The sequence below is a fragment of the Aeromonas sp. R6-1 genome (genome assembly GCF_040908165.1).
Lineage (GTDB): Bacteria > Pseudomonadota > Gammaproteobacteria > Enterobacterales > Aeromonadaceae > Aeromonas > Aeromonas caviae.
This window is the reverse complement of the sequence record NZ_JBFODF010000002.1, coordinates 43,782-60,940: the sequence shown is the minus strand read 5'-3', so window position 1 is coordinate 60,940 and position 17,159 is coordinate 43,782. Positions and strand designations below refer to the sequence as shown.

The window sequence follows — 17,159 nt, the reverse complement described above, 5'->3', positions numbered from 1 at the left end:
ATTTTCGGGGCCCGCATCGGCTACACTGGCAGGGAGTCTATGGATGGAGTAAGCACTCATGAATATCGCTCGTCGGCTTCAACTCATTGCCCTGCTGGTCATGCTGGCCCTGGGGTGTCTCAGTTGGTTCAGTATCAGCAGACTCTCCTCCGCCAATGCGGATCTCAGCTATGTAACAGACAACACAGTCCCCAGCATTTCCACGATCAAGGAGATACAAACAGACTTCTACGCCCTGCATTCATTGATCCAGGCGCACGTGCTCAACACCGACGACGGCAAGATGAGTCAGATAGAGCAGAGCATTGCATCCCTTCACACCAAGATGGACGCCCTGCTGAGCCAGTATGAAAGCGGGATGATCTCCAATGAGGAGGACAGGCAGCTCGTCGCCGATGATCGGCGCCTGGTTGCCCAGTACGGCAAGGCCTCTGAAGACGTCCTGCGCCTGTCCCTCGAGAACAAGAATGTGGAGGCCAGAGAGGCGATCGACACGGAGCTTGCCCCCTTGTTTGAGCAGCTTTCCCAGGCCATCGACAAGCACGTCCACTTCAACATCCAGCAAGGTGACGCCGTCAAGCTGCGAGGCGAGCAGAATGCCGATAGCAGCATGCAGGCCCTGTTGTTCATCTCGGTGGGCACGGGAGCCCTCACGCTGGTGCTCTTTCTCTGGCTGTTCAGGCAGGTCGCCAATCCCCTCCGTCTGGCCATGGCGACCCTGTCCGAGATCCAGCGCGACCTGAACTTCACCCTGCGGGCCAATGTGAGCCAGCAGGACGAGATCGGCCAGACGCTGACGGCGGTCAACCGCCTGCTGGACACCTTGCAGCAGACCTTCACCGAGTTCTCGGTGGGCAGCCTGCAAATCAAGAGCACGGCAGAGTCCCTCTCCCAGGCGGCCCAGCACATGGCGGAGTCGGCGAGTCAGGCCAATGACGCCACCAGCCTTATCGCCGCCGGGGTGGAGGAGATGAGCGTGAGCATCACGGACATCTCCCAGCGCACCCAGGAGACCAGCCGCATCACCAATGAATCCGGCAAGCTCGCCAGTGACGGCGGGGCCACCATAGAGCGCACTGTGCTCGCCATCAACGACATCGCCGACGCCATTCGTCAGGCCTCCCGCGATGTGACGGCGCTGGGGGAGGGGATCTCCCGCATCGGTGGGGTGGTGAACGTCATCAACGATGTGGCGGGGCAGACCAACCTGCTGGCGCTCAACGCCGCCATCGAGGCGGCGCGGGCCGGTGAGCAGGGACGCGGCTTTGCGGTGGTCGCCGACGAGGTGCGCAAGCTGGCGGAGCGGACGGCCCAGTCGACCCAGGAGATCTCAAGGACGGTGGAGGCTATCCAGCAAGGGTCCGAGGCCACGGTGGCCAGAATGGTCCTGGTGGAGGAGAAGGTGGCGCAAGGGGTGGCCATGGCGACGGAAAGCGGGGCCATCATCACCCAGATCCGCCAGGCCTCCCATCGCGTCATGGATCAGGTCGGCGAGATCACCCTGGCCATCCGAGAGCAGACCTCGGCGGCGGAATCCATCGCCCTCCAGGTCGAGCAGATAGCCCAGGTGGTGCAGCAGACCAGCAGCACGGCGGAGGAGACTTCCGCCGCCGCAGAGGAGCTGAACGTGACCACGGAGAATATCCACCAGCAGATCTCCCGCTATCGCATCCAGTGATGCGCGGATCGGTTGTTCTCTCCCCGCCATGCCCATGGCGGGGATTTTTTTATGTCAGAACCCCGAACCGGGCTGTTGCAGGAAGGCGGCCTCTTCCTCCGTGCTCGCCCTGCCCAGGATGGCATTGCGGTGGGGGAAGCGGCCAAAGCGATCGACGATCACCTGGTGGCGGCGGGCAAAGTCGGCAAAGCCTTCGAAGGTGGTCCGGGCCGGGCCTGTGGCCTGCTCGTCGGCCAGGGCCTCGAACAGGGCGACGCTTCTGGCCTGCTGCTCTCTGGACTCCGCGTGCTCGAGGGGCAGATAGAAGAAGACCCGGGCCAGCGGCGAGAGCCCCTTGTCGACCCCGAGGGTGAGCCCCTTGAGGCACAGCGCCCTGGCCTTGTCGTCCTGGGCGAAGGCGGCGGGGGTGTGGCGGTGAAGGTTTCGCGGCAGCTGGTCCAGCAGCAGGATGAGGGCCAGGCGCCCTGCGGGATCGCCCTCCCAATGGGCGAGCTCGCCCGCTGCGGCACGGGCCGCCAGTTCGCCGAAGCGTGAGGCCAGCAGGGCATCGGTCTCGCTGCTCTTGCCCCACCAGAGGGGGGCCTGACGGGCGGCACGGGGAGCGTCGTCTGCGTCATCGCCAAACCAGAAATCGAGCAGAGGTTGCCAGGGTTGCATGGGAACTCCTTGGGCCGGTGGCCGTGAGGTGAAAACGGAGCAGGGGATCTGCCATGGGGGGCTGTCGCCGTGGCGGCTTCCCGTTACACTGTGCCATCTTTTGCCCCAAAGGGTGATCCCCGGATGGGCCCGTGGTCCCCTGATCTCCTCATCACCCTGACCGGGGCAGCCCGGATGTGTCCCACTCAATAGAAGGAATGCCAGATATGGCCGGAGCCAGTTTGTTGACCCTGCTCGATGATATTGCCAGCGTGCTCGATGATGTCGCCCTGATGACCAAGGTGGCGGCGAAGAAGACGGCCGGGGTGCTGGGGGACGATCTCGCCCTCAATGCAGAGCAGGTCTCCGGGGTGCGGGCCGAGCGTGAGCTGCCGGTGGTGTGGGCGGTGGCCAAGGGATCGTTTCGCAACAAGCTCATTCTGGTGCCTGCCGCCATCGCCATCAGCGCCCTTATCCCCTGGCTCATCACCCCGCTCCTGATGCTGGGGGGGGCCTACCTCTGTTTCGAGGGGGCGGAGAAGCTGGTCCACAAGTTCCTGCCCCACGAGGAGGAGGCGCATCAGGCGGCGCCGGTGCCCGAGGATCTGGCGGCCTATGAGCGCCAGAAGGTGAAGGGGGCCATTCGCACCGATTTCATCCTCTCGGCGGAGATCATCGTCATCGCCCTCGGTACCGTGCAGGGGTCGAGCCTGGGCCTGCAGATCGCCGTGGTGGCGGGCATCGCCCTGCTGATGACCGTCGGGGTCTATGGCCTGGTGGGGCTCATCGTCAAGCTCGACGACATCGGTCTGCACCTGCTGCAAAAGCCCGATGGCGGCGCCGTGCGCCGGGCGGTGGGGCAGGGGCTGCTGGTGACGGCGCCCCGTCTGATGCACCTGCTTGCCCTGGTGGGCACCATCGCGATGTTCATGGTCGGCGGCGGCATTCTGGTCCATGGCTGGCCCTTCCTCCATCACCTCATCGAAGGGACGGCGGGCACGGTGGCCGCCCTGCCCGGGGTCGGCGGGGTACTGGCCGTGGTGACGCCCACCCTGCTGAGCGCCCTGGCAGGCGTGGTGGCGGGGCTGGTGCTGGTGGTGGCCATGACCCTGGTGAGCAAGCTTCAGCCCGCCAAATAGGTCGCTTGTCGGGGGACGGCCGACAGGGGCCGTCGCACCCGGGGGCGCTCTTCTGCTGGTTGCCTCGAATGGGGGCTAGGCAAGTGCCTGGCCCCCTTCGTACTATCCGGTTTCACCCGCCCGCAGAGGCGGGGTGACCCGATATGGACGCAAACAGACAAGGACAACCATGAAACCACCCGTTTGGCGAGATGATCACATCTATGCCGCCCCCGACGATCCTGCCATCGAGGCCGCCTTCCAGGAGGCTGCCCGCGCCCTTACCCGGCTTGACGCCCTCCTGGCGGACCTGCCGGATCCCGCCCATCCCGTTGCGGATGCCAATGCCCTGCGCCACCTGTTGCGGGCCATCCGCCGCGAGGCCAACGGGGTGAAGACCCTGGCCTGGAACAGCCAGGTCTATGGTTACAACCGGCTGAGCCAGAACGGGCGCGACGAGGAGGCCCGAGTACTGCTCTCCCGGGGCCAGCAGCTGGAGGCGACCCTGGCCCAGCGCAGCAAGCCGGTGGACCTGTTCTGGGTTCGCGCCCCCGAGTCACTGGTGCGCACCCTGCTGCAAGACCCCGAGCTCTTCGAGCTGGCCTACCAGATCCATCACGACAGAGCGCTGCAGGATCAGTGGCTTTCGCTCGAGAGCGAGCAGCTCATCGAGGGGTTGGCGGTGGACGGCCTGCAGGGGTGGGGGGATCTCTACGACAACCTGGTGGGGCGGCTGCTGCCGGTGGTGGAGGGGGTGCCCATGGGGCTTGCCCAGGCGGACAACCTGCTCGCCCACCCGGACAGGGCGCGGCGCGCCAGTGCCTGGCACGCCATCCAGGGCGCCTGGGAGGCGGAGCAGGAGACGGTGGCCGCCATTCTCAACGCCATCAACGGCTGGCGCAACGAGCTCGGCCGCCAGCGCGGCAAGGAGCGCAGGCTGGATGCCCTCGAGCTCACCTGCCATCAGGAACACATCACGGACGCGACCCTGGAGACCCTGATGGCGGCGGCCGGGGAGCACAGGGAGCTCGGGCGCCGTGCCTTGCGGGCCATGGCCTGTGCCCAGCAGATCACCGACTTCGCCCCCTGGGATCTCTTTGCTCCGGCGCCCCAGGCCGTGCACGGCAAGTTCGGCTTCGAGCAGGCGCTGAATCTGGTGATGGAGGCCTTTGCCGCCTTCGATCCCGAGATGGGGGCGTTTGTCCGCATGATGGCCGACAAGGGGTGGATCGATGCGGCCCCGAGCGAGCACAGGCGAAGCGGCGCCTATTGCACCGAGTATGCCGATCCGCCCGAGCCAAGGGTCTTCCTCACCTTCGAGGGGACCATGGACAACGTCATCACCCTGGCCCATGAGCTCGGCCACGCCTGGCACAGCTGGTTGCTGCGGGATCTTCCCTTCGAGCAGCGGGGCTACCCCAAGACGCTGGCGGAGACCGCCTCCCTCTTTGCCGAGATCCTGGTGCGCGATGCCCTGCTGGCCGCCACCGACAAGGTGGAGCAGCGCCGGGCCATCGCCTGGCTGGACGGGGAGCGGGCCGCGAGCCTGCTGCTCGACATCCCCGCCCGCTTTGCCTTCGAGCGCGCCCTGGTGACGGCGCGGGAGGCGGGTTACGTGGGGGCGAGCCAGATGCGGGAGATGATGAAATCGGCGCAGCAGCAGTGCTATGGTGACGCCCTCAGCCAGTATGACGAGCTGTTCTGGGCCAGCAAGGGCCACTTCTCCATCGCCGAGTCCGGGTTCTACAACTACCCCTATCTGTTTGGCTATCTCTTCAGCCTGGGGCTCTATGCCCAGCATGCGCGGGCCGGGGGCGAGTTTGTGCCCGCCTATCGCGCCCTGCTGCGAGACACCGGCCGCATGAGCGCCGAGGCCCTGGTGGAGAAGCACCTGGGGGTCGACATCCGCGAACCCGGGTTCTGGCAGGAGAGCCTGCGCTATGTGGAAGAGGCGGTGGTGCGCCTCGAGCGGCTGGTGTGAAGCCTGCCCGCGAAGGTGGTGGCTCTGGCCACCTGGATTTCACGACGGGCCAGGCCCGTCCCTGACGATGAGCGTTCGATGCAACAACGAGTCTATCCACAGCAGTGGCAAAATGATCACATCTACCCCTCCCTCGACAGCTGTGTCCTCGAGGCGGACATGAGCCTGGCCCGCGCCAGCCTGGCCGAGCTGAGCGGTTTTATCGAGGGACTGGCCCAGGTTCCGCGCACCCCAGGCGCCTTGCAGGACTTCCTCAGGGAGGTACGCCTGCGGGCCCGGCGCATTCGCGACATCGGCTGGAACATCGCCGTGCTGGCCGCCTGCAAGGGGAGCCAGGACGCCCGGGATCCCCTCGCCAAGCAGGTTGCCTCCCGGGCCCGTGCCCTCAATGCGGATCTGTTCAAGACGCTTGCCCCCATCGAAGATCTGATGCTGGGGCTGCCTGCGCCCGAGTTTGAACAGCTGATGGCCGACCCCCTGCTCGGGGAGGAGGAGTACCGGCTGCGCCACGAGCGCCACCTGCAGGATCAGCGGCTGCCGGTGGAGGCGGAGCAGCTGGTCATCGGCCTTGGCACCGACGGCCTGCACGCCTGGGGCAACCTCTACAACGATCTGGTGGGCAAGATAAGGCTGGTGATCGCGGGTCGCGAGATGGGGCTGGCGGAGGCGAGCAACCTGCTCTCCAGCCCGGATCGGGCCCTGCGCAAAGAGGCCTTCGATGCCATCAGCGCCGGCTGGGAAGGGGAGCAGGAGACGGTGGCAGCCATCCTCAACGCCCTCAACGGCTGGCGCCTGGAGCTCTCGCGCCAGCGCGGCAAACACCGGCGCCTCGATGCCCTGGATCTCTCCTGCCACCAGAGCCACATCGAGCGGGCGACCCTGGATACCCTGATGGCGGAGACCTGGCAGGCCCGCCATCTGGGCCAGCGGGCCCTGGGGCTGATGGCCGGTCACCTCGGCCTCGAGGTGCTGGGGCCGGAGGATCTCTTTGCGCCGCCCCCTGCCGCCAGCCGCCGGGAGATACCCTTCGAGGAGGCGGTCGACATCATCGCCCAGGCCTTCGCGCGCTTTGACCCCGAGATGGGGGACTTTGCCCGCATGATGGCCGAGCGCGGCTGGATTGATGCCGCCCCCACCCCCAACCGGCGCACCGGGGCCTATTGCACCAAGTTTGCCGAGCCGGTGGAGCCGCGGGTCTTCATCACCTATGCGGGCACCATGGACAACGTCATCACGCTGGCCCACGAGCTCGGTCACGCCTGGCACAACTGGCTCATCCGCGACTTGCCCATGAGCCAGCGCAGCTACCCCATGACCCTCGCGGAGACCGCCTCCATCTTCGCCGAGACCCTGGTGCGCAGCGCCCTCTACGAGCAGGCCCGAAGCGCCGAGGAGCGTCTGGCCATCGCCTGGGCGGATGCCGACGGCGCCGCCACCTTCCTGGTCAACATCCCGGCCCGCTTCGACTTCGAGCGGGCCCTGGTGGCCGAGCGCGAGCAGGGCTATGTGTCGTCGGCCCGGCTCAAGGGGCTCACCGACGAGGCCTGGGGACGCTGGTACGAGCAGAGCCTCGACCGCTATCACCCCCTGTTCTGGGCCGCCAAGGCGCACTTCTCCATCGCGGGCTTCGGTTTTTACAACTACCCCTACCTCTTTGGCTATCTGTTCAGCCTCGGGGTCTATCAGCAGCTGATGAGCCGCCAGGCCGCAGGGGAGGCGGGGGTGGCCGAGGCCTATCGCGCCCTGCTGCGAGACACAGGTCGCATGAGCGCCGAAGAACTGGTCGAACGGCATTTGGGGCAGGACATTCGAAAACCCGCCTTCTGGCAGGGGAGCCTGGCCCTGGTGGAAGCGGCGGTGGCGCGCTTCGCCCAGTGCGGCGGGTAACCTCGCCAGACCCGGTTTGCGCCATGTCCCGCCGGGGCATGGCGCTGCCACAGCGGCCCCGACGCGCGGTTTGGTGGCCCGAAGGGGCGTGATCCAAAGCAAGAAAGTGGGATGTTTTGGTGGCGCAAGGCCCTGTCGCTGGGGTAGTTTCGATAGAACCGACACAGTTTTTGAGGTCTTGTCCATGATCATCTATCTGCATGGCTTTGATGCCACCAGCCCCGGCAATCATGAAAAAGTGCTGCAGTTGCAGTTTATCGATGATGATGTGCGTTTCGTGCACTACAGCACGGTTCACCCCCGCCACGACATGAGCCACCTGCTCAAGGAAGTGAAGAAGCAGCTCGACATGAGCACCGATCCCAAACCCCTCATCTGCGGCGTGGGCCTGGGTGGCTACTGGAGCGAGCGGATCGGGTTTCTGTGCGGCATCAAGCAGGTGATCTTCAACCCCAATCTGCACCCGGAAGAGAACATGCAGGGCAAGATCGACCGGCCTGAGGAGTACGAGGACATCGGCACCAAGTGTGTAACCGAATTTCGTAATAAAAATTCAGGAAACTGCCTGTGCATCCTTTCCGTTCAGGATGAAATCCGCGATAATCGGGACACTGAACGTGAATTGAAGAACTATTACGACATCGTATGGGATGAGCGCGAGACCCATAAGTTCAAGAACATCTCGCACCATCTGCAACGGATGAAGGCCTTCAAAGAAGCCTGAGCCATCACGTCAACCGATTTCGTTTTAGGGAGCCAATGGCTCCCTTTCGTTTTGAGGAACCAAGGAAAATCATCATGATGAATATTGTCGTTGTAGGCGGTGGCGCCGGTGGTCTCGAGCTTGCGACCAGCCTGGGCCGCAAGCTGGGCAAGAAGAACAAGGCCAGGATCACCCTGGTGGATCGCAATCGCACCCACCTGTGGAAACCCCTGCTGCACGAAGTGGCCACCGGCTCCATGGATGCGGGCATCGACGCCCTGAGCTACCAGTCCCACGCCAAGAACCACGGCTTCGAATTCCAGCTCGGCAGCCTGACCGACATCAAGCGCGACGAGAAACGCATCGTGCTGGCCCCCATCCACGACGAGAGCGGCGCCCTGGTGGTCAACGAGCGGGAAGTGGCTTACGACATCCTGGTGATGGCCATCGGCTCCGTCTCCAACGACTTCAACACCAAGGGCATCAAGGATCACTGCATCTTCCTGGACAGCCCCTCCCAGGCGCACCGCTTCTACAACAGCATGATGAACCGCTTCCTGCAGTTCGCCACCGAATACCAGCCGGGTGACAAGGTGAAGATCGCCATCGTTGGCGGCGGCGCCACCGGCGTCGAACTCTCTGCCGAGCTCTACAACGCGGTGGAGCAGCTCTACGCCTACGGCTTCAAGAACCTCACCACCGACAGTCTCAAGGTGACCCTGGTGGAAGCGGGCCCCCGCATCCTGCCGGCCCTGCCGGAGCGCATCAGCGGCTCCGCCCATCAGGAGCTGGTGAAGCTGGGCGTGGACGTGCGCACCGCCACCATGATCACCGAAGCGACCAGCGATGGTCTGCACACCAAGGATGGGGAGCTGATTGAAGCAGACCTCATGGTGTGGGCCGCGGGCATCAAGGCGCCGGACTTCATGAAGGAGATCGCGGGCCTGGAAACCAACCGCATCAACCAGCTGGTGGTCCACGAGACCCTGCAGACTACCCGGGACGAGAACATCTTCGTCATCGGCGACTGCGCCGCTTGCCCGCAGCCGGACGGCAAGTTCGTGCCGCCCCGCGCCCAGTCCGCCCACCAGATGGCGACCCAGGCGTTCAAGAACATCCTGGCCAAGATGAATGGCGGCGAGATGAAGCCCTACCGTTACCACGATCACGGCTCCCTGGTCTCCTTGAGCCGCTTCTCCACCGTGGGCAGCCTGATGGGCAACCTGATGCGGGGCTCCATGATGGTAGAAGGCTACATCGCGCGCATCGTCTACATCAGCCTGTATCGGATGCACCAGGTCGCCCTGCACGGCTACATCAAGACCGGCCTCATCATGCTGGTGGGCCGCATCAACCGGGTGCTGCGCCCGAGCATGAAGCTGCACTGAGTGCATGGCGGCTGCCGCTGCGAACATCAAAAAGGAGAGGCTTGCCTCTCCTTTTTTTATGGCCGACGCGGGGCGACGCTAGAAACGTCTGCCGTAGTTGAGGGCGAAGAAGTAGAGGGCCGGGGTGGGGTAGCGGCCCGAGAGATCCCGCTCATCGACGCTGGCGCTCTCCATGTGGATGTACTCAAACCCGGCTCCCAGGGTCTCCTGAGGGGTGAGCGCATAGGTGACACCGGTGCCGAGCCGCAACGCGCTGCCGCTTGGCGCCGTGAGGGAGGTGTGATCTTGATCCCGGTAGGCACTGGTGTCGTACGCCACGCCGCCATTGAGGGTCCATTGGGGCGTCAGCGCGTGCTGGAGCCCGAGCGCCAGGTGGTAACTGTCCTGATAGAGCCCCTTCTGCGGGGCGGTGCGGTCAAAGATGGTGACCTCGTTGTCGTTGTAGCGGCTCCAGTCCTGCCACCCCAGATTGCCCATGATGGCCCAGTCGTGGGCCAGAGTATGAAAGGCGCTCACCATCAGCTGCTGGGGGCTGTTGACCATGCCGGACAGGGGCAGGGTGGCGCTGATGCCGGGCAGGTTGGGGCGCGAGAAGGTGATGGTGCGGTCGATGGCGAAGTGGTAGGTCACCTCGCTGGCATAGCCGAGCCCGAATCGGGTCTCTGGATTGTGCTCATAGAGGAGCCCCAGCTTGGCATTGAGGGCCCAGTCTCCGTCGTCCTGCTTCTGCTCCCCGCCACTGCCCTCCCGGGTGAGGGAGAACAGGCCGTAGTTGATGCCGACCCCGGCCCCGAGCGACCAGTGCTCGTCGAGACGATAGGCGATGGATGGTTGCAGGGTGAGGCCGATCAGGGTGGCCTTTTTGATGAGCTGCTTGCCAGCCCAGTCGCCAAAATCGAGCCCCAGCCCGAAGTTGCCATAGAGCGCCAGGCCCGCCGACCAGCGATCATCGAGCTGCTGGCTGTAGTAGGCGGAGGCCGCGGGGAACCAGCCGACGACGGTATCGACATCCCCCTTCGCGGGATCGTCCAGATCGTAGGGCAGGTCCCCGTAGAGCAGTTGCCCGCCGAGGGTGAGGTGGCGCCCCTCCAGCCGGGTCAGTCCGGCGGGGTTCACCAGTTGCACGGTGGCATCCTGGGCCCTGGCGGCCATGCCGGCGGCGGCCAGGCCGAGATCATTGGTGCCGGTTTCGTACAGGTAGAGACCGGCCCCCTCGGCGGGGGCGTTCAACATGGCGGTCAGGGGCAACAGCAGCAGTGTCCGTTTCATCAAGGTCCCTCTTTCATCGTGGCTGAGAAGCCCTCTCCCCAGCGTCGGTGCCCATCCTTGCATTCCCGGGGAAAGTGGCACGACACAGGCAGTATAGATGGCACCTTGATGAGCGTGGCGGGCACGATGCACGGGGCGCCCCGCCACACCGGGCTTATGCTTTGGCCAGCGCCTTGCTACCATGACGGCAACGGTGCTTCGCGCACCCAGCCCAACTCACAGGAGACCTCATGATCCTCTCAACCACCCCCACCCTGGAAGGCAAGACCATTCGCGAGTACCGCGGCATCGTCGTGGGCGAAGCCATCCTCGGCGCCAACATCTTCAAGGATCTGTTCGCCGGCATCCGCGACATCATCGGCGGTCGCTCCGGCGCCTACGAAAAAGAGCTGGCCCGGGCCCGGGAGATCGCCTTCGAGGAGCTCAAGGAGCGTGCCCAGGCGCTGGGGGCCAACGCCGTGGTGGGCATCGACATCGACTACGAGGTGGTGGGCCAGAACGGCAGCATGCTGATGGTCAGCATCAGCGGCACCGCCGTGGTGATCTAGCCCGCCAGTGCCCGGCCCTGCATGGCCAAACGCCCCGTCACAAGCCGACCCCGAGGTCGGCTTTTTGTCGGGTGTGGCGCGCAAAGGTGGGTGCAAGTGAGTGGGGCTCAAGGCCTGAACGTTTCGAATGCCCCGATGGTTCTGGGCTGGTCGGGAATGAGAGAAAAAGCGGCCCGGCCCGGAGAAGGTGCGGGAACATGGGGGGGGGGCACAGGGCCTGAAGGTCGGCAAAGTTGTTCAATTTTACTATTCGATTATGAGTTATCGTTTGATATGTCTAAACAAAAAATGACCTGTCAGGGGTCGTAGAGCCCAGGTCGGGACGAACATGGCGAGGTGCAGGCGGCACTGTACTCGCATCCCGCCCATAAAAAGAGGTCGCCCGGGCGACCTCTTTGTCGTCTGCGATTTCGCTGCGGATCAGGGCAGGGCATCGGGCCGGAAGGTGTTGCAAGGATCTGTGTCCCTCGTGTCTCAATCGATCAGGGCAATGCATCGGGCCGGAAGCTGGCGCGGATCTGCGGCACCAGGGGTGAGGGGTCGAAGCCTTTCTCCTCCCCGAGCACCGGGTGGAGCAGGGGTTGGTCCCGGATAGGGGTGAGGTCCCCCGCCAGCAGTTGCCTTGTGGCCTGGCCCATCTGGTAGAGCTGGCGCACCGGGTCGAACTGGCGGGCGAGATCCAGCCCGTCCCCGGCCCGGGTGAAGGCCATCATGGGGATCTGGTAGCTGGCATCCCGTGGCGGTTTGGCGCCGTGGATACCCTTGCCCGCCGACATCAGGAAGGGCTGGTGGTCCCCGAAGGCCACCACCAGGTAGCGCTTGCCGGAGTTGTCCAGGGTCTTGAGCAGCCGCTCCAGGGAGGCCATGGCGTCCACCACCCCGGTGTAGTAGGTGTTGAGCAACTGGGTATCCGCCGGGCTCTGGTCCGGGCAGGCGCCGCTGCGCTGCTGGGCCCGGTAGCGATCCCCGTCGAAGGGGCCGTGCCCCTGCATGGTGACCGCGTAGGCGAACAGGGGCTGATCGTCCTGGTTGCTGCGTTTGAGCAGGTGATCGATGAGGGCATCGTCGGAGATGTAGAGCCCCTTGTGCTCGAGGGCGGTGAAGCGGGTATCGAACCAGCGCTCCTGGTAGCCGAGGGCCGGGATCGCCTTGGCGCGGCCCCAGAACTTCTCCACATAGGGGTGGGCGAACAGGGTCTGGTAGCCGCTTTGGGCTGCGCTGCGCGCAAGGCCGGGCACCTTGTCCGAGAGGTAGTAGTAGGGCACCACCCCCTGTTTGAGCAGGCCCACCGGCAGGCCGGTGTTCATCTCGAACTCCGCCAGTACCGTCATGCCCCCCGTGGTGGGGGAGTGGATGGTCTTGCGCCATTGGGCCACGCTGGCGGGCAGGCTCAAGGTGGGGGCGGGGGCGCAGAGACGGCCCTGCCAGTCAAGCCAGAGTGACTCGTATTGCAGCACGATCACCAGATCGAAGCGGGGAGCCCTGGGCTGGGCGGGCAGGCTCAGCTCCGGGGTGCGCTCGTTGATCTGCAAGGGGTAGCGAAACACGTTGCCGCTTTGCAGCATCTCGTCCACCAGGTTGAACAGGTAGAGGCCGGGGCCGGCGCGGATGATGTCCCTGTGGTAGTTCACCGCCCTGTCCACATAGCGGATGTTGGCCCCGAGCAGCTTGTTGCCGGTCTGGGTGGCGAATACGCAGAGGGCGAAGAAGGCGGCGGTGGCGGCGGCGGTGCGCAGCAAGCCTCGCAGGATCCAGCGGGAGAGGGCGAAGCGCCACACCAGAAAAAGGAGCCCCAGCACGACGAGCACCGGCACCACAGGGTGCTGATCGAGCAGGATGTGCAGCAGGGCCAGCAGGTTGCCCAGATCGTCCCCCCCCAGCGGCACCCCGTAGATGGCGATCTTCATGAAGTTGGCGAGCAGCCCGATGCCCGAGAGGGCGGTGAAGAGCAGCCCCATATAGAGACTGAAGCCTGCGAGGGCACAGAGGCTCCAGCCCAGCACCATGCTGCCCCAGGCGAGGTAGTAGTGCTCGGGCCGAAAGCCCGACCAGAACAGGAATTCCCCCAACTTGAACACCACGAAGCCGTGAAGCAGCACGAAGGTGAGGTTGCCGAGCAGCAGGCTGCCTGCCACCCGGGCGCGGTAGCTTCGGCGCAGCCGCGGCAGCAGGGCCTTGAGCACGGCGGCGCTCACCAGCAGCACCAGCAGCAGGCTGGTCATCAGGTAGAGGAGGTTGAAACCGCGCTCCGGCAGGGTCTGGAGGATCTGGCTGTATTCGGCGCTCTCCGGCCTGTCTGCCAGCAGCAGCCCGATGCGCAGCTGGTAGCGGCTGTCCAGGGCGTCGTCGGGAGCGCGCAGGGCGCTGTTGAGGCTCAGGGTGCAGCGCTCCTTGCGGCACTTCTGGCGCTTGTCCACCGCCTGGCTCAGCTGATCGATGCGCACCCCTTTGTCGTTGAGCAGCTCCACCCGCACCTTGTCCCCCTCCTGCAGGGGTTTGAGCAGTTGCCACTGGCTGCGCACCACCAGATAGAAGCCCCGGTTGTCACTTTTGTAGAGCAGGCTGTAGCGATTGAGGGTCGCGATGGGCTGATCCGCCGGGCCCAGAATGAGGGGGGCGGCACGCCCGAGCCAGCTGACGGGGTTGAGCAGCGGCAGGGCGAGGGTCAGCAGCAGCAGGGCGGTCAGCAGACCCAGCAACAGCCCGGCCAGGGGCTGGGAGGCGGGGCGGTGGCCGGTGACGGGGGCATTCATAAGGGCTCATCCTTGGAGCGGTCATGGCAGCGACGACTGCCTCTATTTTGACCCGATGGTGCGTGGCTTGTTCCTTGATGTCAATTTAATGACAACAAGATGAATATTCCGTGATGAGCACTGTGAAGCAATTTGTGATCCCGATCCGCCAGGGGCACTCATTCTGTGATGAAAGCGTCATCATGAGCCTTTGCCGCTGGTCTGGGAGGGGGGCGCTGTTTAGTCTCTCAGTAACGGTTGGAGGTACATGTATGAATCCCAAAGTTGCGGCGCGTCAGGCCAGATTGCTCCAGATGCTGGAGAGCAAAGAAGAGATCCGGATCGGGCGGGAGCGGGACTGCCCCCTGCCGCTGCCCCAGCTCGTCCGGCTGACCGAGGATCACCCGGACGTCGTCAAGGTCTACGGTCACGGGCTCACCGCCGAGGTGTTCCATCTCAAGGTGGAGGGGCACCACTGGTGCCTGAAACGCTGCCGCCAGGACTCTCTGGTGGCCAATGTGGACGGCAAGACCGCCTTTCTCACCGAGCTGGAGCGCCGCCGGGAGATAGAGAGCCTGCGGGAGCTGCACCCCACCATCCTCTCCAACGTGGTCTGTACCAGTTTCGGCTCCGCCCGGGCCGGGGTGCTGGTCTCCCCCTGGCTGCGGGGGGAGCCGGTGCGCACGCTGTGCGAGCGCAACCTGGCGCAGATGCTGGCGGTGGAGGCGGAGCTGGCCCGCTGGGGCTGGTTTGACTGGGATCCGAGCCCGGGCAACCTGCTGGATGACGGCCAGCATATCTCGGTGTTCGATTTTGGCTACATGTGGCCCTTCGATCCCCTGCACGAGTTCAATTCCAACGGCCTCACCGATCCCGATTTCCATGTGCCTGAGCGGCTGGAAACCCGCACCCTCTCCGGGCTCTGGCTGGACGAGGCGGATCCCTTGCCGCTGTTTCGCCGCTGGCGCGAGCTCTGCCTCGCCTGGGCCAGGGGAGAGCTGCAATACCTGTCGCGGGAGGGGGCGAGCGCCCCCGTGCTGGCGCGGATGCAGGGACTGGTGGGGGAGTGGAGTGCGGCGCTGGCAAGCGACGAGGCGCTGGCGGCCAACTGGTGGCGCGACATGTACCGCAGCCATCGGCTCGACATCCTTGACGACCTCAGCGGCAAGAGCTGCGGCCCGCTCACCCTGCGCCGCCTCGACTGGCTGGAGCAGGCGGTACGGGAGCACTTCCCGGCCCTGGTGGACAATCTGGCCCCTGACGAAGCGGGGCTCGGTCAGGCCGGGTTGCTGCAACGGCTGGGGGGGCTGCGCGAGCAGATCCGGGCCAATCTTCTGCCCACCCGGGCCACCCTGGTCACCAGCTGATGGTGGAAGAAGAGTGACAAGAGGGGCGCCGCGGCGCCCCTCTTTGCTGAGTGGGAAGGCCGCCCCGGGTGTGATGGGGCGGAGGAGGCTTGTGGTGTGCCAGCGCCGGGGCGACTCAGTCGAGCAGTTCTCGGTGCAGGCAATTGACGATGTGGCCCGCCTCGTCCTCTTTGACCAGGAAGCAGAGGTTGTGGGCGCTGGCGCCGTAGCAGATCATCCGGATGTTGTGCTCGCGGATGGCGTCGAACACCTGGCTGCCCACCCCGGCCGCTTCGCTCATGCGGTTGCCGATGAGCGCCACCAGGGCGAAGCCGGTCTCCACTTCCACCTTGCACAGCTGGCCGAGCTCCGCCAGCACCTTGTCGTTCAGGATGGGTTCGCCGTTGCTCTGGCTGCCGGTGTGATCCAGGGTCAGGGAGACGCTCACCTCGGAGGTGGTGATGAGATCCACCGAGATGCGGTGACGGGCCAGGATGCCGAACACCTCGGCCAGGAAGCCGTAGGCGTGGAACATGTTGAGGCTGTGCAGGGTCACCAGCACCTGCTGGCGGCGCAGGGCCACGGCCCGGAACAGCGGGTTGCTGCGGGTGGTGGCGCGGATCCAGGTGCCACCGGCGGCGGGATCCTTGGCGGAGCCCACGAACACCGGGATATCCTGGCGCAGCGCGGGTTGCAGGGTGGCCGGGTGCAGCACCTTGGCGCCGAAGGTGGCCATCTCCGCCGCCTCCACGAAGCTGATTTCGGGGATGGGGCGGGCGCGGGTGACCAGGCGGGGATCCGTGGTGTAGATGCCGGGCACGTCGGTCCAGATCTCGATGCTGCCTGCGTCCAGTGCCTCGGCCAGGAGGGCCGCGCTGTAGTCGGAGCCGCCACGGCCGAGGGTGGTGGTGCGACCATCGCCGTCGGCACCGATGAAGCCCTGGGTGATGACCAGGCTGTCACCCAGCAACGGGCCCACCGCCTGCTGGCAGAGGGCGCGGGTTGCCGCGAGATCCACGGTGGCCTTGCCAAAGCGGCTGTCGGTGCGCAGCAGCTGGCGCGCATCCTGCCACTGGGCCTTGACCCCGCGCTGGTGCAGGAGTTCGGTGAAGAGACGGGTGGACATCAGCTCGCCGCAGGCGATGAGGCGATCGGCGAGTTCGGCGTCGGTGTGCTGACTGGCCTGGCGGGCCATGGTGCGAATGTCGCCGAGCTGGGCATGGATGAGGGCGCTCACGTCGCTCGGGTTGCCAAGGGCGGCCAGAATGGCCAGCTGGATGTCGGCAAGCCTGGCAAGCTGGGCATCCTGTCCGGCTTCGTCCAGTTCACCCTGAGCCAGGCTCACCAGCAGGTTGGTGACGCCGGCGCTGGCGCTCAGCACCACCACCCGGGTCGCCGGATTGGCCAGCACCACGTCGGCGCAGTGGTTCATGGCCGCGGCATTGGCGACGCTGGTTCCGCCAAACTTGGCGACATTGATCGGGTTCATTGCATACTCCTGTCTCAAGGTGAAAATCCGGTTTCATCGGGCAAATAGAGAGGAGGAGGCAAAAAATGGCAGGAAAACGCGAGGATCCCGGCCAGAAGCACTCCACCTGCAGAGCCCATCCCGTACCGGCCCCAGGTGGGGCGCGGTGTGGGATGACCACTACCGATGACAACCCGGGGGATTCAGCCCCCGCAGCCGACGTGGCGGTGTCCAGTCACTCGCCTCGTCTCGGCGCTGCTCCCCCTGACCCAAGTTCACCGGACACTGGTGTCCTCCCCTGGGCTGCCTGGGCAGCGCTCCTCTTCTGGTGCCACCTGTGACAGGTGGCGTGCATGTACAAATACCTTGGTCTGGATTGCACTGTCAATCGAGTTCGTAAAAAAG

12 protein-coding genes and 1 riboswitch are annotated in these 17,159 nt (G+C 65.2%); of the genes, 8 read left to right on the top strand and 4 right to left on the bottom strand.

Annotated elements, in window-relative coordinates:
* Positions 1-58 precede the first annotated feature (58 nt).
* Complete coding sequence (locus AB5Y68_RS00270) at positions 59-1,678, top strand: methyl-accepting chemotaxis protein (protein ID WP_039038968.1); 1,620 nt, start codon at positions 59-61, stop codon at positions 1,676-1,678.
* Positions 1,679-1,732: 54 nt separating this feature from the next.
* On the opposite strand, the gene AB5Y68_RS00265 is transcribed toward AB5Y68_RS00270, so the two are convergent.
* Positions 1,733-2,335 carry a DUF924 family protein gene (locus AB5Y68_RS00265; RefSeq protein ID WP_039038967.1) on the bottom strand — a complete coding sequence of 201 codons (603 nt, stop codon included), beginning with the start codon at positions 2,333-2,335 and terminating at the stop codon, positions 1,733-1,735.
* A 206-nt stretch (positions 2,336-2,541) separates the two neighbouring features.
* Here AB5Y68_RS00265 and AB5Y68_RS00260 point away from each other — a divergent pair, with 206 nt between their 5' ends.
* From AB5Y68_RS00260 to AB5Y68_RS00240, 5 genes are all read left to right on the top strand, one after another.
* Positions 2,542-3,453 (top strand): DUF808 domain-containing protein, encoded by a 912-nt coding sequence (locus AB5Y68_RS00260; RefSeq protein ID WP_039038966.1) that lies wholly within the window; start codon positions 2,542-2,544, stop codon positions 3,451-3,453.
* Positions 3,454-3,622: 169 nt separating this feature from the next.
* A complete protein-coding gene (locus AB5Y68_RS00255; protein WP_039038965.1) occupies positions 3,623-5,413 on the top strand; it encodes a M3 family oligoendopeptidase in 1,791 nt (596 codons plus the stop codon).
* 78 nt (positions 5,414-5,491) lie between these two features.
* Complete coding sequence (locus tag AB5Y68_RS00250) at positions 5,492-7,300, top strand: M3 family oligoendopeptidase (protein ID WP_039038964.1); 1,809 nt, start codon at positions 5,492-5,494, stop codon at positions 7,298-7,300.
* Between the two features lie 184 nt (positions 7,301-7,484).
* Positions 7,485-8,024, top strand: coding sequence for an alpha/beta hydrolase YcfP (ycfP, locus tag AB5Y68_RS00245; RefSeq protein WP_010674358.1), 540 nt, complete (start codon positions 7,485-7,487; stop codon positions 8,022-8,024).
* Positions 8,025-8,098: 74 nt separating this feature from the next.
* Positions 8,099-9,391: an NAD(P)/FAD-dependent oxidoreductase gene (locus AB5Y68_RS00240; protein WP_039038963.1), complete on the top strand. Its 1,293-nt coding sequence runs from the start codon at positions 8,099-8,101 to the stop codon at positions 9,389-9,391.
* A 78-nt stretch (positions 9,392-9,469) separates the two neighbouring features.
* Here AB5Y68_RS00240 and AB5Y68_RS00235 read toward each other — a convergent pair whose 3' ends face one another.
* Positions 9,470-10,660 carry an OmpP1/FadL family transporter gene (locus AB5Y68_RS00235; RefSeq protein ID WP_039038962.1) on the bottom strand — a complete coding sequence of 397 codons (1,191 nt, stop codon included), beginning with the start codon at positions 10,658-10,660 and terminating at the stop codon, positions 9,470-9,472.
* Between the two features lie 230 nt (positions 10,661-10,890).
* On the opposite strand from AB5Y68_RS00235, the gene AB5Y68_RS00230 reads away from it, so the two are divergent.
* Positions 10,891-11,208: a heavy metal-binding domain-containing protein gene (locus AB5Y68_RS00230; RefSeq protein WP_010674360.1), complete on the top strand. Its 318-nt coding sequence runs from the start codon at positions 10,891-10,893 to the stop codon at positions 11,206-11,208.
* A 482-nt stretch (positions 11,209-11,690) separates the two neighbouring features.
* On the opposite strand, the gene AB5Y68_RS00225 is transcribed toward AB5Y68_RS00230, so the two are convergent.
* Positions 11,691-13,961 carry an LTA synthase family protein gene (locus tag AB5Y68_RS00225; protein WP_039038961.1) on the bottom strand — a complete coding sequence of 757 codons (2,271 nt, stop codon included), beginning with the start codon at positions 13,959-13,961 and terminating at the stop codon, positions 11,691-11,693.
* A 251-nt stretch (positions 13,962-14,212) separates the two neighbouring features.
* Between AB5Y68_RS00225 and AB5Y68_RS00220 the strand changes: the two genes are divergently transcribed.
* Positions 14,213-15,307 carry a hypothetical protein gene (locus AB5Y68_RS00220; protein ID WP_010674362.1) on the top strand — a complete coding sequence of 365 codons (1,095 nt, stop codon included), beginning with the start codon at positions 14,213-14,215 and terminating at the stop codon, positions 15,305-15,307.
* A 115-nt stretch (positions 15,308-15,422) separates the two neighbouring features.
* Here AB5Y68_RS00220 and lysC read toward each other — a convergent pair whose 3' ends face one another.
* Positions 15,423-16,775: a lysine-sensitive aspartokinase 3 gene (lysC, locus tag AB5Y68_RS00215; RefSeq protein WP_010674363.1), complete on the bottom strand. Its 1,353-nt coding sequence runs from the start codon at positions 16,773-16,775 to the stop codon at positions 15,423-15,425.
* Positions 16,776-16,862: 87 nt separating this feature from the next.
* Positions 16,863-17,087: riboswitch (Lysine riboswitch) on the bottom strand.
* Positions 17,088-17,159 lie beyond the last annotated feature (72 nt).

Excerpts from the sequence above, each read along its gene's own strand:
- AB5Y68_RS00270 (WP_039038968.1), top strand. The coding sequence starts at position 59 with ATGAATATCGCTCGTCGGCTTCAACTCATTGCCCTGCTGGTCATGCTG.
- AB5Y68_RS00265 (WP_039038967.1), bottom strand. The coding sequence starts at position 2,335 with ATGCAACCCTGGCAACCTCTGCTCGATTTCTGGTTTGGCGATGACGCA.
- AB5Y68_RS00260 (WP_039038966.1), top strand. The coding sequence starts at position 2,542 with ATGGCCGGAGCCAGTTTGTTGACCCTGCTCGATGATATTGCCAGCGTG.
- AB5Y68_RS00255 (WP_039038965.1), top strand. The coding sequence starts at position 3,623 with ATGAAACCACCCGTTTGGCGAGATGATCACATCTATGCCGCCCCCGAC.
- AB5Y68_RS00250 (WP_039038964.1), top strand. The coding sequence starts at position 5,492 with ATGCAACAACGAGTCTATCCACAGCAGTGGCAAAATGATCACATCTAC.
- ycfP (WP_010674358.1), top strand. The coding sequence starts at position 7,485 with ATGATCATCTATCTGCATGGCTTTGATGCCACCAGCCCCGGCAATCAT.
- AB5Y68_RS00240 (WP_039038963.1), top strand. The coding sequence starts at position 8,099 with ATGATGAATATTGTCGTTGTAGGCGGTGGCGCCGGTGGTCTCGAGCTT.
- AB5Y68_RS00235 (WP_039038962.1), bottom strand. The coding sequence starts at position 10,660 with ATGAAACGGACACTGCTGCTGTTGCCCCTGACCGCCATGTTGAACGCC.
- AB5Y68_RS00230 (WP_010674360.1), top strand. The coding sequence starts at position 10,891 with ATGATCCTCTCAACCACCCCCACCCTGGAAGGCAAGACCATTCGCGAG.
- AB5Y68_RS00225 (WP_039038961.1), bottom strand. The coding sequence starts at position 13,961 with ATGAATGCCCCCGTCACCGGCCACCGCCCCGCCTCCCAGCCCCTGGCC.
- AB5Y68_RS00220 (WP_010674362.1), top strand. The coding sequence starts at position 14,213 with ATGAATCCCAAAGTTGCGGCGCGTCAGGCCAGATTGCTCCAGATGCTG.
- lysC (WP_010674363.1), bottom strand. The coding sequence starts at position 16,775 with ATGAACCCGATCAATGTCGCCAAGTTTGGCGGAACCAGCGTCGCCAAT.